The 20,836-nt window shown below is 73.7% G+C and carries 19 protein-coding genes; 5 read left to right on the plus strand and 14 right to left on the minus strand.

Features of this window, described 5'->3' with window-relative positions; all coding sequences use genetic code 11:
* Positions 1 to 50: 50 nt before the first annotated feature.
* The 7 genes from pheT to infC all read right to left on the minus strand — a co-directional run bounded on the left by pheT (position 51) and on the right by infC (position 7,651).
* Positions 51 to 2,579: a phenylalanine--tRNA ligase subunit beta gene (gene pheT, locus AMK16_RS29560; RefSeq protein WP_073920383.1), complete on the minus strand. Its 2,529-nt coding sequence runs from the start codon at positions 2,577 to 2,579 to the stop codon at positions 51 to 53.
* Positions 2,579 to 3,706, minus strand: a complete 1,128-nt coding sequence (gene pheS / locus AMK16_RS29565) for a phenylalanine--tRNA ligase subunit alpha (protein ID WP_073920384.1) — start codon at positions 3,704 to 3,706, stop codon at positions 2,579 to 2,581. The genes pheT and pheS overlap by 1 nt, the downstream gene beginning before the upstream one ends.
* Positions 3,707 to 3,861: 155 nt before the next feature.
* Positions 3,862 to 5,010: a sensor histidine kinase gene (locus AMK16_RS29570; RefSeq protein WP_073920385.1), complete on the minus strand. Its 1,149-nt coding sequence runs from the start codon at positions 5,008 to 5,010 to the stop codon at positions 3,862 to 3,864.
* A gap of 56 nt (positions 5,011 to 5,066) precedes the next feature.
* Positions 5,067 to 5,927 carry a TrmH family RNA methyltransferase gene (locus tag AMK16_RS29575; protein ID WP_073920386.1) on the minus strand — a complete coding sequence of 287 codons (861 nt, stop codon included), beginning with the start codon at positions 5,925 to 5,927 and terminating at the stop codon, positions 5,067 to 5,069.
* 200 nt (positions 5,928 to 6,127) lie between these two features.
* The gene (gene rplT, locus AMK16_RS29580) at positions 6,128 to 6,514 is read right to left on the minus strand and encodes a 50S ribosomal protein L20 (protein WP_073920387.1); all 387 of its coding nucleotides are present in this window, start codon (positions 6,512 to 6,514) and stop codon (positions 6,128 to 6,130) included.
* A 101-nt stretch (positions 6,515 to 6,615) separates the two neighbouring features.
* Positions 6,616 to 6,810, minus strand: a complete 195-nt coding sequence (rpmI, locus tag AMK16_RS29585) for a 50S ribosomal protein L35 (RefSeq protein ID WP_073920388.1) — start codon at positions 6,808 to 6,810, stop codon at positions 6,616 to 6,618.
* 103 nt (positions 6,811 to 6,913) lie between these two features.
* Entirely contained in the window at positions 6,914 to 7,651 is a 738-nt protein-coding gene (infC, locus tag AMK16_RS29590; protein WP_073920389.1) for a translation initiation factor IF-3, read from the minus strand.
* Between the two features lie 373 nt (positions 7,652 to 8,024).
* On the opposite strand from infC, the gene AMK16_RS29595 reads away from it, so the two are divergent.
* On the plus strand, positions 8,025 to 8,402 hold the full coding sequence (locus AMK16_RS29595) for a DUF1844 domain-containing protein (RefSeq protein ID WP_073920390.1): 378 nt from the start codon (positions 8,025 to 8,027) through the stop codon (positions 8,400 to 8,402).
* A 202-nt stretch (positions 8,403 to 8,604) separates the two neighbouring features.
* Here the strand turns inward: AMK16_RS29595 and AMK16_RS29600 are convergent, their stop codons facing one another.
* From AMK16_RS29600 to AMK16_RS29610, 3 genes are read right to left on the minus strand one after another with little or no spacing between them, the layout of a single operon-like run.
* Positions 8,605 to 9,345: an SseB family protein gene (locus tag AMK16_RS29600; protein ID WP_073920391.1), complete on the minus strand. Its 741-nt coding sequence runs from the start codon at positions 9,343 to 9,345 to the stop codon at positions 8,605 to 8,607.
* Positions 9,346 to 9,366: 21 nt separating this feature from the next.
* A complete protein-coding gene (gene mycP / locus AMK16_RS29605) occupies positions 9,367 to 10,569 on the minus strand; it encodes a type VII secretion-associated serine protease mycosin (protein WP_073920392.1) in 1,203 nt (400 codons plus the stop codon).
* Positions 10,566 to 11,372: a hypothetical protein gene (locus AMK16_RS29610; RefSeq protein ID WP_073920393.1), complete on the minus strand. Its 807-nt coding sequence runs from the start codon at positions 11,370 to 11,372 to the stop codon at positions 10,566 to 10,568. The genes mycP and AMK16_RS29610 overlap by 4 nt, the downstream gene beginning before the upstream one ends.
* Before the next feature lie 232 nt (positions 11,373 to 11,604).
* Here AMK16_RS29610 and AMK16_RS29615 point away from each other — a divergent pair, with 232 nt between their 5' ends.
* Entirely contained in the window at positions 11,605 to 12,807 is a 1,203-nt protein-coding gene (locus AMK16_RS29615) for an amino acid deaminase/aldolase (protein WP_073920394.1), read from the plus strand.
* Positions 12,808 to 12,963: 156 nt separating this feature from the next.
* On the opposite strand, the gene AMK16_RS29620 is transcribed toward AMK16_RS29615, so the two are convergent.
* From AMK16_RS29620 to AMK16_RS29630, 3 genes are read right to left on the minus strand one after another with little or no spacing between them, the layout of a single operon-like run.
* The gene (locus AMK16_RS29620; RefSeq protein WP_073920395.1) at positions 12,964 to 13,758 is read right to left on the minus strand and encodes a 3-oxoacyl-ACP reductase; all 795 of its coding nucleotides are present in this window, start codon (positions 13,756 to 13,758) and stop codon (positions 12,964 to 12,966) included.
* A gap of 5 nt (positions 13,759 to 13,763) precedes the next feature.
* Complete coding sequence (locus AMK16_RS29625) at positions 13,764 to 15,140, minus strand: aldehyde dehydrogenase family protein (RefSeq protein WP_242438983.1); 1,377 nt, start codon at positions 15,138 to 15,140, stop codon at positions 13,764 to 13,766.
* Between the two features lie 17 nt (positions 15,141 to 15,157).
* On the minus strand, positions 15,158 to 16,585 hold the full coding sequence (locus AMK16_RS29630; protein WP_073920397.1) for a glutamine synthetase family protein: 1,428 nt from the start codon (positions 16,583 to 16,585) through the stop codon (positions 15,158 to 15,160).
* An 82-nt stretch (positions 16,586 to 16,667) separates the two neighbouring features.
* On the opposite strand from AMK16_RS29630, the gene AMK16_RS29635 reads away from it, so the two are divergent.
* The 3 genes from AMK16_RS29635 (at position 16,668) to AMK16_RS29645 (ending at position 19,761) form a co-directional block, all read left to right on the plus strand.
* Positions 16,668 to 17,414: a FadR/GntR family transcriptional regulator gene (locus AMK16_RS29635; protein ID WP_073920398.1), complete on the plus strand. Its 747-nt coding sequence runs from the start codon at positions 16,668 to 16,670 to the stop codon at positions 17,412 to 17,414.
* 110 nt (positions 17,415 to 17,524) lie between these two features.
* Positions 17,525 to 19,000 carry an ethanolamine permease gene (gene eat, locus AMK16_RS29640; RefSeq protein WP_073920399.1) on the plus strand — a complete coding sequence of 492 codons (1,476 nt, stop codon included), beginning with the start codon at positions 17,525 to 17,527 and terminating at the stop codon, positions 18,998 to 19,000.
* A gap of 53 nt (positions 19,001 to 19,053) precedes the next feature.
* Entirely contained in the window at positions 19,054 to 19,761 is a 708-nt protein-coding gene (locus AMK16_RS29645; RefSeq protein ID WP_073920400.1) for a gamma-glutamyl-gamma-aminobutyrate hydrolase family protein, read from the plus strand.
* 140 nt (positions 19,762 to 19,901) lie between these two features.
* Here the strand turns inward: AMK16_RS29645 and AMK16_RS29650 are convergent, their stop codons facing one another.
* Complete coding sequence (locus tag AMK16_RS29650; protein ID WP_073920401.1) at positions 19,902 to 20,825, minus strand: LysR family transcriptional regulator; 924 nt, start codon at positions 20,823 to 20,825, stop codon at positions 19,902 to 19,904.
* Between the last annotated feature and the right edge of the window lie 11 nt (positions 20,826 to 20,836).

A 20,836-nucleotide genomic window follows, 5' to 3' on the forward strand; every position in this document is an offset into this window, starting at 1 on the left:
GCACGCCCGGTGCCCCGGACGTGCCCCTCGACGGGTCGTGCGCACGGACGCTACGCGCCCCGGAGCACCGCCCCGGTCCGCTCACCCGCGAGGGCCACCGCCGCGTCACGCGCGGCCGTCGACTCCTCGGCGGTCAGCGTGCGGTCGGCCGCGCGGAAGCGCAGCGCGTACGCCAGGGACTTCCTGCCCGCGCCGACCTGTTCGCCGGTGAACACGTCGAACAGCCGGAGCGATTCGAGGAGTTCGCCGGCGCCCTCGCGCAGGGCGGCCTCCACGGCCGATGCCGGGACCGACCCGTCCACGATCAGCGCCACGTCCTGGGTCGCCACCGGGAAGGAGGAGATCCGGGGCGCCTGGAGGGCCTGCCCGCCGGCCGCCGCGAGGCGGTCCAGGTCGAGCTCCATGGCGCTGGTGCGGGCCGGCAGGCCCATCGCCTTCACGACGCGCGGGTGCAGCTCACCGGCGTGTCCGATGACCTGCTCGGCCCCGTCGACGGTGACGACCAGCTCGGCGCAGCGGCCCGGGTGCCAGGGACCGTACCGGCCCTGGCGGACGACGAGTTCGGCGCCGGCCTCGGCGGCGAGCAGCCGGGCCGCCTGGACCGCGTCGGCCCAGTCGGCCGGACGGCCCTTGCCCCACCATCCGGCCTGCTCGCGCGCGCCGGCCAGCACGAGCGCGGCGTGCCGCGGCTGCGCGGGCAGAGCCGCATTCAGGGTCTCGATCTCCTCGTCCGTGGGACGGCGGTCGACGGGCAGCCGTACGGCCACCCCCGGCTGCCCGGAAGCCAGGAAGACCGAGCCGGTCTCGAAGAGGGCGAGGTCGTGGCTGCCCCGGCTGTCGTTGCGGCGCAGCGCGCCCAGCAGACCCGGCAGCAGCGTGGTGCGCAGCGCCGGCTCCTCATCGGAGATCGGGTTGACCAGCGTGACGACCCGGCGGGCGGCGTCATCGGCGGGAAGCTGGAGCTGGTCGAGGACCTGCTCGCCGATGAAGGGGTAGCTCAGCGCCTCCACGTAGCCCGCGCCGGCCAGCGCGCGGCCGACCCGGCGGTGCAGCTGCTGGCGTGCGGTGAGCCCGCGACCCGAGGGCACCTGCGGGAGGGTGGACGGGAGGTTCCCGTAGCCCTCCAGCCGGATGACCTCTTCGGCGAGGTCGTTGGGCTCGGCGAGGTCGGGCCGCCACGACGGGACGGTGACGACGAGCTCGTCCTGCCCGTAGACGTCGCAGCCGATCTCCTGGAGGCGGCGCACGACCGTCTCACGGCCGTACTCCATGCCCGCGACGCGGTCGGGGTGGTCCGCGCTCATCGCGACCGTGCGCGGCGCGCCCGGGGCGAGGAACTCGGTGACGCCCGCCTCGGCGGTCCCGCCGGCGAGGAGCACCAGCAGGTCGACGGTGCGCTGCGCGGCAGCGGCGGCGGCCTGCGGGTCGACGCCCCGCTCGAAGCGCTTGGACGCCTCGGAGGAGAGCTTCAGCCGGCGGGCGGTGCGCGAGATCGACACGGAGTCGAAGTGCGCGGCCTCGATGACGACGTCGGTGGTGCCGGTGACCTGGCCGGTCTCCGGGTCCGTGACGGAATCGGCGATCTCGGTGTCGGCGCCGCCCATGACACCGGCGAGACCGATCGGCCCGCCGTTGTCGGTGATCACCAGGTCCTCGGCGTCGAGGGTGCGCCGGACGCCGTCGAGGGTGGTGAACTTCTCGCCCTGCTCGGCGCGGCGGACGCCGATGGCGCCGTCGATGCGGGAGCGGTCGTAGGCGTGCAGCGGCTGGCCGAGTTCCAGCATCACGTAGTTGGTGACGTCGACGGCGAGCGAGATCGGGCGCATGCCCGCCTTCTGCAGGCGGCGGGTGAGCCAGATCGGCGAGCGCGCGTCCGGGTCGAGACCGGTCACGGTGCGGGCGGTGAACCGGTCGCAGCCGGCCGGGTCGTCGACCTTGACCGGGTAGCCGTACGAGTTGGGGCCGGGCACGTCGATCAGCGCCGGGTCGCGCAGCGGCAGGCCGTAGGCGGTCGCCACCTCGCGGGCGACACCGCGCATGGACATGCAGTAGCCGCGGTCCGGGGTGATGTCGATGTCGAGGACCTCGTCGACGAGCTGGAGCAGCTCGATCGCGTCGGTGCCGACTTCGTGCTCGGGCGGCAGCACGATGATGCCGTGCGTGCCGTCGTCGCCCATGCCCAGCTCCTCGCCGGAGCAGATCATGCCGTGGGAGGTCTTGCCGTACGTCTTGCGCGAGGCGATCGCGAAGTCGCCGGGCAGGACCGCGCCGGGCAGGACCACGACGACCTTGTCGCCGGCGGCGAAGTTCCGGGCGCCGCAGACGATCTCCTGCGGCTCGCCGGTGCCGTTGGCGGCGCCGACGTCGACCGTGCAGAAGCGGATCGGCTTGCGGAAGCCCTCGAGCTCCTCGATGGTCAGCACCCGGCCGACGACGAGGGGGCCCTTGAGCCCGCCGCCGAGCTGCTCGACGGTCTCGACCTCGAGGCCGGCGTCGACCAGCTTGGCGGCCACGTCACGGCCGGTTTCACCCGCGGGCAGGTCGACGTACTCCCGCAGCCAGGAAAGCGGGACGCGCATCAGATCTCACTCCCGAACGGCCGGGTGAAACGGACGTCACCCTCGACCATGTCTCGCATGTCTTCGACGTTGTGGCGGAACATCAGCATCCGCTCGATGCCGAACCCGAAGGCGAACCCGCTGTACTTCTCCGGGTCCACACCGCAGGCGACGAGCACCTTGGGGTTGACCATCCCGCAGCCGCCCAGCTCGATCCAGCCCTCGCTGGAGCAGGTACGGCACGGGCGGTCGGGGTTGCCCACCGAGGCGCCGCGGCACACGTAGCACTGCATGTCCATCTCGGCGGACGGCTCGGTGAAGGGGAAGAAGTGCGGGCGCAGGCGCGTGGTCGTGCCCTCGCCGAACAGCTCCTGGACCATGTGGTCCATGGTGCCCTTGAGGTCGGCCATGGTCAGGCCCTCGTCCACGGCGAGCAGCTCGACCTGGTGGAAGACCGGGGTGTGCGTCGCGTCGAGCTCGTCGGTGCGGTACACCCGGCCCGGGCAGACGATGTAGACGGGGGGCTTGCGCTCCAGCAGCGAGCGCGCCTGCACCGGGGAGGTGTGGGTGCGCAGCACGACACCGGACTCGTCGCCCTCGGTGCCTTCGGGGCCCTTGACGAAGAAGGTGTCCTGCATCTGGCGCGCCGGGTGGTCGGGCGTGAAGTTGAGGGCGTCGAAGTTGAACCACTCCGCCTCGACCTCGGGTCCCTCGGCGACCTCGTACCCCATGGCCGTGAAGATGTCCGCGATGCGGTCCATCAGCGTGGTCAGGGGGTGCCGGGCGCCGGCGGGGAAGCGGTCGTGGGGCAGCGTGACGTCCACCGCCTCCTCGACCAGCACCCGCTCGTCGCGCTCCGCCTCGAGCTCGACGGTGCGGGCCCCGAAGGCCTTGTTCACGGCGCCGCGGGCCTGGCCCACGCGCTTGCCCGCCTCGGCCTTGGCCTGGGGGGGCAGGGCTCCGATCTCGCGGTTGGCGAGCGCCAGGGGCGAGCGGTCGCCCATGTGCGCGGTCTTCGCCTCCCGCAGCGCGTCGAGGTCGCCGGCGGACGCGAAGGCGGCGAGCGCCTCGTCCCGCATGCGCTCGATCTCTTCCGGTTTCAGTGCCTCGACCTCGACAGGGTCGTACGACTTGTTCGGTGCCGACATCTCTTCCCGTACTTCCGATGGCTGGCTGGTGGATCCCCGCGCGGCGCGCTCGACCCGCACGCTCGTCACAAGGACACAAAGGTGCCAAAGGACGAGTCTAAAGGTCGCTGGGGGTGAAGGAGCCCGTGGGCCGCCTGGCGAGACGCTCCGCAGTGCTACTGCGTGAGGTAGGCCGGGGCGCTCACGGGCAGGATGAATCGGAACTGGGCGCCCCCGCCGGGCCCGCGGCCGACGGTGATGGTGCCGCCGTGGGCCTCGACGATGCCCTTGACGATGTAGAGGCCCAGGCCGGTGCCGCCGCGCTTGCTCCCCCGCCAGAAGCGGGTGAAGACGCGGCCCATCGATTCCTCGGGGATGCCGGGCCCTTCGTCGGTCACGGTGACGGCGGTTCCCTTCTCGTGCGGCGACACGTCGATGGTGACCGTTCCGTCACCGTGGCGCACCGCATTTTCCAGGAGGTTGCCGAGGATCTGGTCGATCTTGTCCGGATCGGCCCACAGGTCGGGGAGCGGGCGGCTGACCCGTACGAGGAACCGCTCGGGGGCCTGGCCGTTCGCCGTGAGGGCCTGGACGTGGCGGGCGACGGCCGTGGCGATGTCCACCGGTTGGCGGCGCACCTCCAGGCGGCCGGAGTCGATGCGGGAGATGTCGAGGAGTTCGGCGATCAGCCGGGTGACGCGGTTGGCGTCGGCGTCGACGGTCTCCAGCATCAGCCGCTTCTGGTCGTCGGTGAACCGCTCCCACTTGGCGAGCAGGGTCGCGGTGAAGCCCTTGACGGAGGTCAGCGGGGAGCGCAGCTCGTGGGCGACGGTGGCGATCAGCTCGGCGTGGCTGCGCTCGGTGCGGCGGCGGGCCTCGGTGCCGCGCAGGGTGACCACGAGGCGGCGCACCGGGCCGGTGGGGTGGGTGCGGACGTAGCGGGCGGAGACCAGTACCTCGCGCCCGCCGGGCAGCAGCAGGTTCCGCTCGGGCTGGCCGCGCCGGGTGGCCAGGCCCCCGTAGGGGTCGGTCAGGGCCCACCAGCGCCGGCCTTCGAGGTCCTCCAGGGGCAGCGCGTGTTCCAGGCGCGTGCCGAGGACCTGCGAGGGGTCGGTGGCCGCGAGGCGGCCGGCGGCCCGGTTGAAGCAGATGACGTGCCCGGTGTGGTCGGCGACGACGAGCCCGTCGGGCAGGTCGTCGGGGTCGACGCCGCCGACCGGGACGGCGGCGGCCCGCGGCCCGGCCGCGCCGGCGGCGGGCCCGGCCTGGGCCGGCGGGGCGGCCGACCTGACGGCACCCGGTGAGCTGTTCGTACCGACGGTCATGTCCCCGTACCCCACATCTCCGAGTAGCGCAGTGGGCCCCCCGGGCCGCCACATTACTAGCTGGGGGTCACGGAGCGGCACCCTCCGGGCGCCCGCTGTGCACGCGCGGAGGCGTAGAGGCACACGGCTGCGGCCGTGGCGAGGTTCAGGCTCTCCGCCTTGCCGTGGATCGGGACCCGTACGACGGCGTCCGCGAGGGCCCGCGTCTCCTGCGGCAGGCCCCAGGCCTCGTTGCCGAACACCCAGGCCGAGGGCCCGCCCATGGTGCCGGCGTCCAGCTCGGCGTCGAGGTCGTCCTCGCCCGCCCCGTCGGCGGCGAGGATCCTTACGCCCGCCGCGCGCAGTCCTTCGACGGCCTGCTCCACCGGGACGCCGACGGCCACGGGCAGGTGGAAGAGGGAGCCCACCGAGGCCCGTACGGACTTGGGGTTGTAGAGGTCCACGGAGGCGTCGGTCAGCACGACTGCGTCGGCTCCCGCCGCGTCGGCGCAGCGCAGCACCGTACCGGCGTTGCCGGGGTCCCGGACGTGGGCCAGGACGGCGACCAGCTTGGGGCGGGCCGCGAGGATGTCCTCGAAGGGCGAGTCCAGGAAGTGGCAGACGCCGACGAGACCCTGCGGGGTCACGGTCTGGGAGACCTCCGCGAGCACCTCGTCCGAGGCGTAGTGCACACGGGCGCCCGCGTCGAGCGCGGCGTCGACGATCTCCGTGTAGCGCTCGGCGGCCTCGACGGTGGCGAACAGCTCGATCAGCGTCGACGCGCCCGCTTCCCCCCGGTGCTCCACGGCCTCGCGGACCGCCTGCGGGCCCTCGGCGATGAACCGGCGCTCCTTGGTGCGGAAGTTGCGCCGCGCCAGCCGCCTGGCAGCGGCCACCCGCGGGGATCGGGGGGAGATCAGCTCGGCGGGGGTGCGCATGGTCTCAGGGTTCTCTCTCGGGGGTTTCCGGGGCACGCCTCCGGACGGCCGCCGGCGGGTGATCGCAGGCGGGTCGGAGCGCGCGGGGCGCGGGCCGGGGGCGGTCCGGCCCGGCGGGGCGCGGCGAACGCACACGGACCCGCAGGCGAATCGCCTGCGGGTCCGTGGGGCCGGCCGCGTGGAGCGGGACCGGCTAGCCCTTAGGCAGCGGCCTTGGGGGCGTTGACGTCGGCCGGGAGGGCCTTCTGCGCGACCTCGACCAGCGCGGCGAACGCGTTGGCGTCGTTGACGGCCAGCTCGGCGAGGATCTTGCGGTCCACCTCGACGTTGGCGGCCTTCAGACCCTGGATGAGGCGGTTGTAGGTCATGCCGTTCTGGCGGGCAGCGGCGTTGATGCGCTGGATCCACAGCTGACGGAAGTCGCCCTTGCGCTTCTTGCGGTCGTTGAAGTTGTAGACCAGCGAGTGGGTGACCTGCTCCTTGGCCTTGCGGTACAGGCGCGAACGCTGACCGCGGTAGCCGGAGGCCGCCTCGAGGATCGCCCGGCGCTTCTTGTGGGCGTTTACTGCCCGCTTGACGCGTGCCACTTTTTAACTCCTTGTAGCGGGGCCGTGGTTGTCTTCACACGGCCCGAATTCGATGGGGTCCCGGTCTTGACGTCCCGCTCCCGGGGAGGGAGCGGCGGACGTCACTTGCCGAGAAGCTTCTTGATCTTCTTGGCGTCGCCCGGGGCCATCTCGGCGGTGCCGGTGAGGCGGCGCGTCAGCGTGGACGGCTTGTGCTCGAGCAGGTGGCGCTTGCCGGCGCGCTCCCGGAGCACCTTGCCGGTGCCGGTGATCTTGAAGCGCTTCTTGGAACCGCTGTGCGTCTTGTTCTTCGGCATAGCGCCGTTATCTCCTCGTCGGTGGCGCCCCCACCGGTCCGTCAAGGACCGGCTCGCGGGAGCGTCATGTTGTGTCGGTGATCCGAGACGGGCTGCCCCGGAATCAGGCCTCGGTGTCCGGCTTCTCGGCCGGCGCCTCGTCGGCGGCGGCCTCGGGGGCCTCGACCTCGGCGGCAGCCTCGGTGGTGGTCGCCTCCGCCTCGACGGTCTCCTCGGAAGGAGCCTCGTCGTCGGTGACGGCGACACCCTGGCGCTCGGCCTTGCGAGCGGCCTGCGCCTCGCGGGCTTCGGCCATTGCCTCGGTCTTCTTCTTGTGCGGACCGAGAACCATGATCATGTTTCGGCCGTCCTGCTTCGGGTTCGACTCGATGAACCCGAGGTCTTCGACGTCCGCGGCGAGACGCTGGAGCAGTCGGAAGCCGAGTTCCGGCCGGGACTGCTCGCGACCACGGAACATGATCGTGATCTTGACCTTGTCGCCCTGCTTGAGGAACCGGACGACGTGACCCTTCTTGGTGTCATAGTCGTGCGGGTCGATCTTCGGCCGGAGCTTCATTTCCTTGATGACCGTGTGCGCCTGGTTCTTGCGCGCCTCACGGGCCTTCATGGCCGACTCGTACTTGAACTTGCCGTAGTCCATGAGCTTGCAGACCGGCGGGCGTGCGGACGCCGCGACCTCGACCAGGTCGAGGTCGTACTCCTGCGCGAGCTCAAGCGCCTTGGCAAGCGGCACGATGCCGACCTGCTCGCCGCTGGGACCGACGAGTCGTACCTCGGGAACGCGAATCCGGTCGTTGATGCGGGGCTCGGTGCTGATGGATCCTCCTCGGTAGCACCACACGGCTGCCTGGCAGACAGCCGCTGACGTGTATTTCCGTCAGACCGACCACAGCGGGGAGAATGAAAAAAGCCCCGCCGGGCACAGGCAGGGGCTCCAAAAGGACCGGAGCACCGCCGCGTGCGAACCGCGGGGCGCAGACTCGGGCAGCTTTCCATCGTCCGTACGGAACGATGGATACCGCCTGACCGGTGACCCGCCGCCCCGGAGGGTGGTCGGGTGGGAGATCGGAGCCTCCACTTGTGGGCCGGGGACACAGGTCTCCGGCCGGTCGTAGCCCAATATAGCATTCCGCGCCAGAACCGCTCACCCGGTGCCCGGGCCGGGGCCCGGCCCGCCGGTCGGGGGCCCGGCCCGCCCGGCTTATCGTGTGGGCATGACTGACGCGACACCCCCCGCCGACCACCCTGCCGACGCCGCACCCGACTACGACGCCATGACCCGCGACATCGCGGACGTCCCCGCGGTCGAGGTGATCACCACGGTGGCCGTGCACCTGCTGAGCGCCGCGGCGGTCAACCTGGGCCTGGACAAGCCGGACTCCGAACACAAGGACCTCGACGAGGCCCGCAAGCTGATCACGGCCCTGGCCGGCCTGGTCACCGCCAGCGCCACCGAGATCAGCTCCTTCCACGCGGCCCCGCTGCGCGACGGCCTCAAGTCGCTCCAGCTGGCCTTCCGCGAAGCCTCGATCGTCCCGGACGAGCCGGGCCAGGGGCCGGGCGAGAAGTTCACCGGTCCCGTCTTCGGCTGAGCCGCCGCCGCAGACGCCAGGGGTGGCACCGGCAGACCGTTCCGGGGCCACCCCTTCGTCATGCCGCGGGGGCGCCGTCCTCGTCGCGCGGTGCGCGTCATGCGTGCGCGGCCCCGTCGTGCGTGCGCGTGCCCGTCGTGCGTGCGCGTGCCCGTCGTCACATGCGACGCCGTCGTCGTGCGGCGGCCGCGCCGCGGACCCCTCAGCGCAGGAAGAGTGCCTCGCCGGGCGGGGCCGGGGCGTCCGGCGGCAGCAGCGCCAGGTCCAGCCCGCGCACCAGCCGGGCCCGCAGGGTTTCGTCCGCCGCCAGCGCCCGCGCGAGGCGCCGGGCGACCTCGGGGGCCGGGCCGTCCGCGGCCAGCACGATCGCGAGGGTGCCGTCGCAGTCCGCGCCGCCCGGAACCAGGTGGGCGCGGAGCACGGACCCCTCGGCCGACACGGCGGCCCGTACGGCCTCCCGCACGGCGGGGTCGGCGGCCGGCCCCGCGTCCGTGCGACCCTCGGCCAGCGCGAGCAGCGCGGAGCCGGTCAGCTGGTAGGTGACCGGTCCGGCCAGGTCGAGCACCACGGTGTCGGCCTTCTCGTGCGCGGCGGCCGCCAGTGCCTGGTGCAGCGGGACGGCCACCGGCCGGGCGGCCGGGTCCCAGAGCGCGAGCGAGGCGATCGAGGTGAAGGCCGGCAGTGCCCGCCGGTCGCCCGCCCGCAGGGTCGGGACGGCCATGTCGCTGGTCTTCTCGCGCGCCAGCCCCGTCGCCGGGTCGGTCTCCACTTCGCCGAGGACTGCGACGACCGGGACCAGCAGCCGGGCCTCCTTGAGGGCGGCCAGCACCTCCGGCTCTTTCGCCCGGTCCGCGGCCCAGGCGGCCAGGGCCGCGCTCAGCCGGGGATCGGCCGAGCCGTCGTCGTCGGAGAAGCCCGGGTCGGGAATGTTCTTGTTCGCCATGTTCGCCACAGTTACCCGACCCTACTGTGCCCGGTGCGGGTCCCGGCCCCGGGTGCCCCGCCGCGGCCGCCGGGCCAGTACGGCGGCCAGTACGAGCAGCACGGCGCCGGCGGCCGCGGCCTGCGGGGCCCCCAGCCGGGCGTCGCGCTCGGCCGGCCGGGCGGGCTCCGGGCCGGGCCCGAAGTAGGTCCGCTCCGCCGCGGCGGGCGCGGGGACGGGCCCCTCGGGCCGCACGGCCCCGGCCGCCTGGAGGGCGGCGACCGGGTCCACCGTCCCGTACCCGCGGGCGTCGTCGCGGCCGCCGGCCGGGCTGTCGGCGGCGGTGTCCTCCAGCAGCTTCTTGACCTGCGCCGGGGACAGGTCCGGGTGGGCGGCCCTGACGAGGGCGGCTGCGCCGGAGACGAACGCGGCGGCGGCGCTGGTCCCCCAGCCCTCGTAGTAGGAGCGGTCGGGGTCGGCGATGACGACGTCCACGCCGGGGGCGCTCACGGTGGCGTACCAGTTGCGCGTGGAGAAAGGGGCCTTGCGCCCGCGCCGGTCGACGGCGGTGACGGCGATCACCCCCGGGTAGGCGGCCGGGTAGGAGACGCGGTCGCCCGTCTCGCCGCCGTTGCCGGCGGAGGCGACGACCACCACGCCCTTGGCGAGGGCGTACTGGACGGCCTCGTCCTCCCCCGCCGCGTGGTGGGCGGAGTCGCTGTCGTCGCCGAGGGACAGGTTGATCACGTCGGCGCCGTGGTCGGCCGCCCAGCGGATGCCGTCGGCGAGGGCGCCGCCCTTGCCGTCACGGGCCTGGGCACGGCCCGGGTCGGCCTCCTCCAGGATCACCCGGACCGGCAGGATGCGGGCCCCCGGTGCGATGCCGAGGACGCCCTGGCCGCGGCCGGCGCCGTGGCCGTGCCCGGCGATGATGCCGGCCATGGCGGTGCCGTGGCGGGCCCATGCGCGGTCGCCGCGGCCGGCGCCCGTGCCGATGAGGTCGGTGCCGTCGAGGACCTGGCCGGCGAGGTCGGGGTGGGAGGCGTCCACCCCGGTGTCGAGGACGGCCACGGTAACGCCGTCGCCGCGGGTGGTGCCCCAGGCCTCCTCGGCGCGCAGGGCCGTGAGGCCCCACTGGCGGTCGCGGACGGTGTCGGCGGCAGCGGCGGGGGGCGCGGCGGCGGCCGCCACCAGGGCGGCGACGACGAGGGCGGCGCCCCTGCCGGCGGCGCGGCGGGGCGTCACCGCGCGGCCTTGGGGGCGGGGGTGGCGGGCGGGACCGCGAGCGACGAGAGGCCCTCGCCGATGCGGTCGGCCACCGCCTTGGCCTCGTGGCCGAGGCCTGCCCGGGCGACGGCTCCGGTGGCGTCATTCGTCATCGCGTCCTGCGCGGGGCGGGGCGCGTCCACGACGCGGCCGTCGGCGAAGGCGGAGACGGTGTAGACGACGACGGGGGCCCCGTCGAGCACGGAGGCGGTCCAGGCGGCGCGCTGGGCGTCGGCGAAGCCGTAGGCGGGCGGGGCGGGCAGGTGCCCGCGCAGGGCGGCCATCCCGGGAGCGCCGGCGGGTGTGAAGACCATGCCGACGGTGACGAGGGAGCTGCGGGTCGCGTCGGTGTAGGTGGCGCGCAGGACGCGGGTGCAGCCGGTGGCGGCCAGCGGGCCCTGCCAGTCGGCGGCCAGGGCGGCCGGGCAGTCGGCGTCGGGGGCGAGCGCGATGCGGGTCCAGGTCCGGTCGGAACCGCCGGGGCCGGCCGCGGGGGCGGCGAGGACCGGCGGGAAGAGGGAGTCGACGGGCGCGGACCGCCACAGCGAACCGGCCTCGCGGTAGGCGGCGTCGGCGGACAACGGCCGGTGCGCGGAGCGGTGTTCGAGCCAGGTGCCGGTGGCGGCCCCGCCGAGGAGGCCGGCTCCCAGGAGGGCGCACAGCGCGGCGGCGAGGACCCGTCCGGGCCGGCGGCGCGGCGGATCGGCCGGGTACGGGGGTGGCGCGGGCGGCGGCGGACCGGGAGCGCCCAGGACCGCGGTCCGCGGTGTCGACGTGGTCATCCGGCGGCTCCGCCCCCCGCTTCCGTACGGCTGCCTGCCCGTACTCTACGGGGTCCCCGGCGGGGCCGAGGGGGCTGCGGCGGGCGGCGCCGGCGGGCCCGGGGCCGTCCCCGCCGGGGGCGGCGCCGGGGGCCCGCGCCGGGGGCGGGGGGCGCGGGGCGCGGGGAGACGGTTGCGGGCCCTACCCATCGGTAGACGGGTCTGGCAAGCTCCCGCCATGGAATCCCACGGCATGGAATCCCCCGCCGCCGCCCGCGCCCGCTACGACCGGGCGACCGGACACCTGGACGCGCCGCTCGCCCTCGTGGACCTCGACGCCTTCGACGCCAACGCCGACGACCTCGTGCGCCGGGCCGCCGGCAAGCCCGTCCGGGTGGCCAGCAAGTCCGTCCGGTGCCGGGCGCTGCTCGAACGGGTCCTGGCCCGGCCCGGGTTCGCCGGGATCATGTCGTACACGCTCGCCGAGTCGCTGTGGCTGGCCCGGTCCGGGTTCCAGGACGTACTGCTGGCCTATCCGTCCGCCGATCGCGCCGGTTTCGCCGAGCTGGCCGGGGATCCCAAGCTGGCCGCCGCCGTCACCGTCATGGTCGACGACCCGGCGCAGCTGGAGCTGATCGACCGGTCGCGGGACGGCGGCACGCAGGAGGTCCGGGTCTGCCTGGAGCTGGACACCGCCCTGCACGTGTTCGGCGGACGGGTACGGGTCGGCGCCCGCCGGTCCCCGCTGCGCGAGCCGGAGCAACTGGCGGCGCTGGCCCGTACGGTCGGCGCCCGGCCGGGCTTCCGGGTGGTGGGGCTGATGGGGTACGAGGGCCACGTCGCGGGGGTCGGGGACGCGCTGGCGGGCCGGCCGCTGCGCTCGCGGGCCATCCGGCTCATGCAGGGCGCCGCCCGCAGGGAGCTCGCGGCCCGCCGCGCCGAGGCGGTGCGGGCCGTCCGCGCGGTCGTGCCGGATCTGGAGTTCGTCAACGGCGGCGGTACCGGCAGTGTCCAGCACACCGCCGCCGAGGACGCGGTGACGGAGATCGCCGCCGGTTCGGGCCTGTACGTGCCCCGGCTGTTCGACAACTACACCTCGTTCCGGGGCCGTCCGGCCGCCCTCTTCGCCCAGCCGGTGGTGCGGCGGCCGGGCGTGGGCGTGGTCACCGTGCTCGGCGGCGGCTATCCCGCCTCCGGCGCGGCCGGCGCCGACCGGCTGCCGGTCCCGTACCTGCCCCGGGGGCTGCGCTACGACCCCCAGGAGGGCGCGGGCGAGGTGCAGACCCCGCTGCTGGGCAGCCCGGCCGACGACCTGCTGATCGGCGACCGGGTCTGGTTCCGCCACGCGAAGGCGGGCGAACTGTGCGAGCGCTTCGACACCTTGCACCTGGTCGAGGGAGACCGGGTGACGGCCTCGGCCCCCACCTACCGGGGTGAGGGCCGTACCTTCCTCTGACGGTCGCACGACGGTGTCGGCCCGCTCCGGGACGACGCCGCCGTGGTCGCGCAGGGGTGCCCGTAGCGCGGCCGCCCGGGGGCCCGCCGGAGCCACGGGACTCACCGGGCCGCCGGGCCACCGGGCCGCCGGGCCACGGGGCCACCGGGCCACGGCCTACAGCGGAGTGACGTACGCGCCGGAGATGCCGCCGTCCACGAGGAAGTCGGTGGCGTTGATGAAGGAGGAGTCGTCGCTGGCGAGGAAGGCGACGGCGGCGGCGATCTCGGTGGGCTCGGCGAACCGGCCCAGCGGGATGTGCACGAGGCGCCGGGCGGCGCGCTCGGGGTCCTTGGCGAAGAGCTCCTGCAGCAGGGGGGTGTTGACCGGCCCCGGGCACAGGGCGTTGACGCGGATGCCCTCGCGGGCGAACTGCACGCCCAGTTCGCGGGACATGGCAAGGACGCCGCCCTTGGAGGCGGTGTAGGAGATCTGTGAGGTGGCCGCGCCCATGACGGCCACGAAGGAGGCGGTGTTGATGATCGAGCCGCGGCCCTGGCGCTGCATGTAGGGCAGGGCGGCCTTGCAGCACAGGTAGACGGAGGTGAGGTTGACGTCCTGGACGCGCTTCCAGGCCTCCAGGCCGGTGGTGAGGATCGAGTCGTCGTCCGGGGGCGAGATGCCGGCGTTGTTGAAGGCGATGTCGACCGAGCCGTAGGTGTCGAAGGCCGTCTTGAACAGGGCCTCGACCTCCTCGGGGCTGGTCACGTCGACCTTCACGAAGGTGCCGCCGACCGCTTCGGCGGCGGCCTTGCCCGCGGTCTCGTCGATGTCGCCGCAGACGACGTGGGCGCCCTCGGAGGCCAGTCGCCGGGCCGTGGCCAGGCCGATGCCGCTGCCGGCTCCGGTGATGACGGCGGTGCGGCCGACGAGGCGGCGGCAGACGATCTCTTGGTTGTTCTCGTTCGACATGCGGTTCAGGCCTCCGTGCTGATGAAGACGTTCTTGGTCTCGGTGAAAGCGGTGAGGGCGTCGGGCCCGAGTTCGCGGCCCAGTCCGGACTGCTTGTAGCCGCCGAAGGGGGTCCAGTAGCGCACGCTGCTGTGGGAGTTGACGGACAGGTTGCCGGCGGCGACGGCGCGCGAGACGCGCAGCGCGCGGCCGATGTCGCGGGTCCACAGGGAGCCGGACAGTCCGTACTCGGTCGCGTTGGCCAGGCGTACGGCGTCCTCCTCGTCCTCGAAGGGAAGGACGACGGCGACCGGGCCGAAGACCTCCTCGGTGGCGACGGGCGCCCCGGGGTCGGCGCCGGTGACGAGGGTCGGCGGGTACCAGAAGCCGGGTCCCTCGGGGGCGGTGCCGCGGATCGCGGTGAGGCCGTCGGTGACGAAGGACCGTACGCGCTCCAGTTGCGGCCGGGAGATCAGCGGCCCCATCTGGGTCTTCTCGTCGGACGGGTCGCCGACGACCACGCCCTCGATACCGGGCGCGATCAGCTCCAGGAACCGGTCGTAGGCGGAGCGCTGGACGAGGATGCGGGTACGGGCGCAGCAGTCCTGGCCGGTGTTGTCGAGGAAGGCCATCGGTGCGGCGGCCGCGGCCGCTTCGAGGTCGGCGTCGGCGAAGACGATGTTGGGGCTCTTGCCGCCCAGTTCGAGGGTGACGCGCTTCACCCGGTCGGCGCACTTGGCCATGATCTGCTTGCCGACGCGGGTGGAGCCGGTGAAGACGATCTTCGCGACGCCGGGGTGTTCGACGAGCGCGTCGCCCGCGACGGCCCCGTGGCCGGGGAGCACCTGGAAGAGGTGTTCGGGGATCCCGGCTTCCAGGGCGAGTTCGGCCAGCCGCAGCGCGGTCAGCGGGGTGGTTTCGGCGGGCTTGAGGATGACGGCGTTGCCCGCGGCGAGGGCGGGGGCCAGACCCCAGGCGGCGATCGGCATGGGGAAGTTCCAGGGGGCGATCACGCCGATGACGCCGAGGGGTTCGAGGAAGGTGACGTCGATGCCGCCGGCGACCGGGATCTGGCGCCCGGAGAGCCGTTCCACTCCTCCGGCGGCGAATTCGAGCAGGTCGCGGACGTTGCCGGCTTCCCAGCGGGCGTTGCCGACGGTGTGGCCGGCTTCGCGGACCTCCAGCGCGGCCAGTTCCTCGATGTGGCCGTCGACGACCGCGGCGAAGCGGCGCAGCAGCCGGGCCCGGTCGCCCGGGGCGGCCGCCGCCCAGCCGCGCTGTGCGGCGGCGGCCCGGGCGACGGCGGCGTCGACGTCGTCCCGTGTGGCGGCCGGGACGACGGCGACGGTTTCCTCGGTGGCCGGATTCAACACTTCCAGCACATCGGACACGTGGTGCCTCACAGACTTCTCGGTAGGGGTTACAGGCGTTCGAAGGAGCGGCGCAGCTCCCAGTCCGTTACGGCGGAGTCGTAGGCGTCCAGTTCCACGCGGGCCATGTTGCGGTAGTGGGCGACCACTTCGGGTCCGAAGGCGGCCTTGGCGATCTCGCTGTTCTCCCAGAGCTCGGCGGCTTCGCGCAGGGTGGTGGGGACGTGTGCGTACTGCGCGGTGTAGGCGTTGCCGGCGCAGGCCTCGGGGAGTTCCAGCCGGTTCTCGATGCCGTGGATCCCGGCCGCGACCAGGCCCGCGACGGCGAGGTAGGGGTTGACGTCACCGCCGGGGAGGCGGTTCTCGAAGCGCATGGAGCGGCCGTGGCCGACCACGCGCAGCGCGCAGGTGCGGTTGTCCACGCCCCAGGCGACGGCGGTGGGTGCGAAGGATCCCGGCCGGAAACGCTTGTACGAATTGATGTTGGGGGCGTAGAGAAGGGAGAAGTCGCGCAGCGCGGCCAGCTGGCCGGCCAGGAAGTGGCGCATCACGGGGGACATGCCGCCGTGGTCGTCGGGCCCGTGCCCGTTCCCGTGTCCGTGCCCGTTCCCGTGTCCGTTCCCGTCCGCGGCCGGGTCCGCGGCCATCGCGTTGCGTCCGTCGGCGTCGCCCAGCGAGAGGTGGATGTGACAGGAGTTGCCCTCTCGCTCGTCGTACTTGGCCATGAAGGTGAGCGAGACGCCTTCCTGGGCGGCGATCTCCTTGGCTCCGGTCTTGTACACGGCGTGCTGGTCGCAGGTGGTCAGCGCCTCGTCGTAGCGGAAGGCGATCTCGTGCTGGCCGAGGTTGCACTCCCCCTTCGCCGATTCGACGGTCAGGCCGGCGGCCTGCATTTCGTTGCGGATGCGGCGCAGCAGGGGCTCGATGCGTCCGGTTCCGAGGACGGAGTAGTCGATGTTGTACTGGTTGGCGGGCGTCAGGCCGCGGTAGTTGGCGTTCCAGGCCTGTTCGTAGGTGTCCTGGAAGACCATGAACTCCAGCTCGGTGCCGACCATCGCGGTGTAGCCGTGCTCGGCGAGGCGCTCGAGCTGGCGGCGCAGGATCTGCCGGGGCGCTGCGACGACGGGCGAGCCGTCGTTCCAGGCGAGGTCGGCGAGGAGGAAGGCGCTGCCGGGGTTCCAGGGGATGCGGCGCAGGGTGGCGAGGTCGGGGTGCATGGCGAAGTCGCCGTAGCCCCGGTCCCAGGAGGACATCTCGTACCCGTCGACGGTGTTCATGTCCGTGTCGACGGCGAGGAGGTAGTTGCACCCCTCGGTGCCGTGCGCGAGGACCTCGTCGAGGAAGAACTGTGCGGCGAACCGCTTGCCCTGGAGCCGCCCCTGCATGTCGGGGAAGGCCAGGACGACTGTGTCGATCTCGCCGCTTGCGACCAGGGAGCGCAGCTCCTCGGGCGCGAGCGGGGGCTTGCGGTCAACCACGGGAATCTCTCCTTCGGTGAGCCGAGGGGGCCTAAGGTATTGAACAGAACCATTGCTTGGGAAGGGGAGGGGCCGAGCCGAGATGACCGACACGGCGAGCGGGGGCGGCGCCATCGCGAGGCTGAATCCCGTGCTGCGGCAGGTACGGGCGGGCAACGGTTTCGAGGAGGCGCTGGAGCAGATCCTCCAGGTGGTCCGGCTGGGCCTGGTCCCGGGCGGCGAACGCCTCCCGCCCGAGCGCGAGCTGGCGGAGCGGATGGGGATCAGCCGGGTCACGCTGCGCGAGGTGCTGAAGGTGCTCCAGGACCAGGGGCTGGTGGAGGCGCGGCGCGGGCGGTACGGCGGAACGTTTGTGCTGCCCCGCCCCGACACCCCGGCGGGCGGGACCGAGGAGGAACTGCGCCGGCGCGTCGCGGGCGTCGACATCGAGGACGCCCTGCGCTTCCGCGAAGTCCTGGAGGTCGGGGCGGCCGGGCTCTGCGCCTCCCAGGGGCTGGCCGAGGCGGACGCCGAGCGGCTGCTCGCCGCGCTGGCCGCGACCCACGACGCCCCGCTCGCCGACTACCGGCGCCGGGACACCCTCTTCCACCTGACCCTGTGCGAACTGGCCGGGTCCGCCAGCCTGACGGCCCAGTACGCGGCCGTCCGGGCCACGGTGAACGACCTGCTGGACTGCATCCCGCTGCTGGTGCGCAACCTGGAGCACTCGCAGCAGCAGCACACCTCGCTGGTGGAGTCGGTGCTGGAGCGGGACGCCGCCGGGGCCCGCGAGACGATGCGCGAGCACTGCTGCGGCACCGCGGCGCTCCTGCGGGGCTTCCTCGCCTGAACCGCGGAAAGGTCTTCGTCGCGCCGGATCCGCGCAGAGGTCTTGCGCTCTCCACCCCGTTACGGCAAAGGTACGCTCCACAACCATTGCCCCGAGGCAGGAGCGCACGGATGGCCGACGACATCGAGGCACGACCGGAAGCCGTAACCGCACCCGATCCGTCCCCCGGCGGTGGCGACCGCGACGACTACCTGGAGCGCCGCACCCTGCGCCGAGGCAGCGCCGGCTGGCTGCTGCTGACGGGTCTCGGCGTCGCGTACGTCGTCTCCGGTGACTTCTCGGGCTGGAACGTCGGCCTCGCCAAGGGCGGTTTCGGCGGTCTCGCCATCGCCACCGTCCTGATGGGCGCCATGTACGCCTGCCTGGTCTTCTCACTGGCGGAGCTGTCCACCATCCTGCCGACGGCGGGCGGCGGCTACGGCTTCGCCCGGCGGGCGCTGGGCCCGTGGGGCGGCTTCCTCACCGGTACCGCCATCCTCATCGAGTACATCCTCGCCCCGGCCGCGATCGTCATCTTCATCGGCGACTACGTGGAGTCCCTGGGCCTGTTCGGCCTCACCTCCGGCTGGCCCGTCTACCTGGGCTGCTTCGTCGTCTTCATCGGGGTCCACCTGTGGGGCGTGGGCGAGGCGCTGCGCTTCAGCCTGGTCGTGACCGCCATCGCCGTCGCCGCGCTGCTCGTCTTCGCCGCGGGCGCCTTCACCGGGTTCGACGCCGGCGCCCTGGACGACATCCCGGTCGACCACGGCGCGCTCGGGGCGAACTCCTGGCTGCCGCTGGGCGTCCTGGGCATCTGGGCCGCCTTCCCCTTCGGCATGTGGTTCTTCCTGGGCGTGGAGGGCGTGCCGCTCGCCGCCGAGGAGGCCAAGGACCCGGTCCGCTCCATGCCGCGGGCCCTCGCCATCTCCATGGGCGTCCTCGCGCTGCTGGCACTGATCACCTTCTTCGCCGCGACCGGATCCCAGGGCGCGGACGCCGTCAAGGAGGCGGGCAACCCGCTGGTCGTCGCGCTGGAGGGGGACGGCGGCCCGACCGCGCTGAGCCGCTTCGTCAACTACGCGGGCCTGGCCGGGCTCGTGGCCTCCTTCTTCTCGCTCATCTACGCGGGCTCGCGCCAGCTCTTCGCCCTGTCCCGGGCCGGCTACCTCCCGCGCTTCCTCTCGCTCACCTCCAGCCGCAAGGCCCCGTACCTGGGTCTGGTCATCCCCGGCGCCCTCGGCTTCGCGCTCGCCGCGGCCACCGGCAACGGCGCACGGATGCTGAACATCGCGGTCTTCGGCGCGACCATCTCCTACGCCCTGATGGCGCTTTCGCACATCGTGCTGCGGCGCCGGGAACCCGCTCTGGAACGCCCGTACCGCACCCCCGGCGGGATCCTGACCTCCTCGGTGGCCTTCGTCCTCGCCCTCTCGGCCCTGGTCGCCACCTTCCTGGTGGACAAGGACGCCGCCTTCATCGCCCTGGCCGTGTACGCGGTCGCCCTCGCCTACTTCGCGTTCTACAGTCGCCACCGCCTCGTGGCCACGGCCCCCGAGGAGGAGTTCGCGGCTCTGGCGCAAGCCGAGGCGGAACTGGCCCGCGACTGAAATCCTGTCACCGGCGAATCCGCCGCCCCCCCTGCCCCCTGGAGGTACGGACCGTGCCACGGCCGCTCATCGGCATCACCACCTACGTGGAGGATTCCACCCGTTACGGCGTGTGGGACGTCCCGACCTCCCTCGTGCCGACCGGGTACTACGAACTCGTCCAGGCGGCGGGCGGGGCGGCCGTACTGCTCCCACCGGACGACCCGGCAGCGGCGGCCGAGGTGCTGAGCCGGGTGGACGGCCTGGTCGTGGCGGGCGGCCCCGATGTGGACCCGGTCCACTACGGCGCGGCCCGCGACTCCCGTACCGGTGCGCCCGCGACGGTCCGCGACCGCTGGGAGCTGGCCCTGCTCGCCGCGGCGCTGGAGGCGGACGTGCCGGTGCTGGGCATCTGCCGGGGCATGCAGGCGCTGAACGTGGCTCTGGGCGGCACGCTGATCCAGCACCTCGACGGCCATTTCGACGTCCCGGGCGCCATGTCCTGGCACCCGGTCCGCCCGGTCCCGGACACCCGGTACGCCGCGCTGGTCCCGGAGGAGACGCAGGTGCCGACCTACCACCACCAGGCCGTCGACCGCCTGGGCCGCGGCCTGGTGGCGTCCGCCCACGCGGCCGACGGCACGGTGGAGGCCATCGAACTCCCCGACCCGGCGCGCTGGGTCCTGGGCGTCCAATGGCACCCGGAACGCGCCACGGACACCCGCGTGATGACCTCCCTGATCGCAGCCGCCGACGCCCGCACGGCAGCCCCGGCGCTCTGAGGCACCAACAGGCAAGATCAGCCCCGCCAGGGACACCATCAGGCAAGATCAGCCCCGCCGGCGTTTGAGGCGCGGGGTCCGGGGCGGAGCCCCGGCAACGGCGCCGCACCATGCCACGCCCCCTCCGGCGGCGGCCGGCGCTACACGACCCCCCGCGTCAGCGACAGCAGGTCCCGCGCCGGCCCCGCCGGCCGCGCCCCCACCGGCCACACGGCGCGCAACGCGCGCCCCAGCACCGCCCCCTCCACCGGCACCTCCACCAGCCGGCGCGCCGCCAGCTCGTCCCCCACCGCCAGCTCCGACAGCACGCACGGCCCGGCGCCGCTGAGCGCGGCCGCCTTCACCGCCGTGGTCGACGCCAGTTCCAGCAGCGGCGCCGCCAGTCCCCCGCACCCGGCCAGCGCCGCGTCCAGCACCTGCCGGGTCCCCGACCCCCGTTCCCGCAGTATCAGCGGGGCCGCCGCCAGCTCCGCCACCCCGACGCCCCGGGAGCGCCGCGCCCACGCGTGGCCCGGCGCCACCGCCACCACCAGCCGGTCCTGCGCGATCACCGCCGAGTCGAGCCCTTCCGGCACCGTGAGCCCCTCCACGAAGCCGAGGTCCGACTCGTGCGCGAGGACCCGCTGCGCGACCACCGCTGAGTTCCCGGCGTGCAGCGACACCGCCGTGTCCGGCCGCTGTCCGCGCAGCGCGATCAGCCAGCCCGGCAGCAGGTACTCCGCGATGGTCATGCTGGCGGCCACCCGCAGCCGCGAATCCCGCCGGCCCCGCAGCGCCTGCGCCCCCGCGTCGAGCGCCTCGGCCGCCTCCACCACGCGCCGCGCCCAGTCCGTGACCAGCGCGCCCTCCGCCGTCAGCGTCGAGCCCCGCGGCGAGCGGTCCACCAGGGCCACCCCGAGCCGTACCTCCATCGCCCGGATCCTGCTGCTCGCCGCGGGCTGGGTTATCCCCAGCCGCCGGGCCGCGCCACTGAGGCTGCCGACCCGCGCCACCTCCAGCAGCAACTCCAGCGCGCCCAGGTCCGGCACGCGGTGCGCCAGCGGAACCCGCTCCTCATCACCCATAACGTCAGTTT

It is taken from the genome of Streptomyces sp. CB00455 (assembly GCF_001905445.1).
GTDB lineage: Bacteria > Actinomycetota > Actinomycetes > Streptomycetales > Streptomycetaceae > Streptomyces.

Coding starts and splice junctions, on each gene's coding strand:
- eat (WP_073920399.1), top strand. CDS start 17,525: ATGGCCGACGACATCGAGGCACGACCGGAAGCCGTAACCGCACCCGAT.
- AMK16_RS29595 (WP_073920390.1), top strand. CDS start 8,025: ATGACTGACGCGACACCCCCCGCCGACCACCCTGCCGACGCCGCACCC.
- AMK16_RS29600 (WP_073920391.1), bottom strand. CDS start 9,345: ATGGCGAACAAGAACATTCCCGACCCGGGCTTCTCCGACGACGACGGC.
- AMK16_RS29570 (WP_073920385.1), bottom strand. CDS start 5,010: ATGACCGTCGGTACGAACAGCTCACCGGGTGCCGTCAGGTCGGCCGCC.
- AMK16_RS29575 (WP_073920386.1), bottom strand. CDS start 5,927: ATGCGCACCCCCGCCGAGCTGATCTCCCCCCGATCCCCGCGGGTGGCC.
- AMK16_RS29650 (WP_073920401.1), bottom strand. CDS start 20,825: ATGGGTGATGAGGAGCGGGTTCCGCTGGCGCACCGCGTGCCGGACCTG.
- rpmI (WP_073920388.1), bottom strand. CDS start 6,810: ATGCCGAAGAACAAGACGCACAGCGGTTCCAAGAAGCGCTTCAAGATC.
- AMK16_RS29610 (WP_073920393.1), bottom strand. CDS start 11,372: ATGACCACGTCGACACCGCGGACCGCGGTCCTGGGCGCTCCCGGTCCG.
- AMK16_RS29620 (WP_073920395.1), bottom strand. CDS start 13,758: ATGTCGAACGAGAACAACCAAGAGATCGTCTGCCGCCGCCTCGTCGGC.
- pheT (WP_073920383.1), bottom strand. CDS start 2,579: ATGCGCGTCCCGCTTTCCTGGCTGCGGGAGTACGTCGACCTGCCCGCG.
- AMK16_RS29615 (WP_073920394.1), top strand. CDS start 11,605: ATGGAATCCCCCGCCGCCGCCCGCGCCCGCTACGACCGGGCGACCGGA.
- pheS (WP_073920384.1), bottom strand. CDS start 3,706: ATGTCGGCACCGAACAAGTCGTACGACCCTGTCGAGGTCGAGGCACTG.
- AMK16_RS29635 (WP_073920398.1), top strand. CDS start 16,668: ATGACCGACACGGCGAGCGGGGGCGGCGCCATCGCGAGGCTGAATCCC.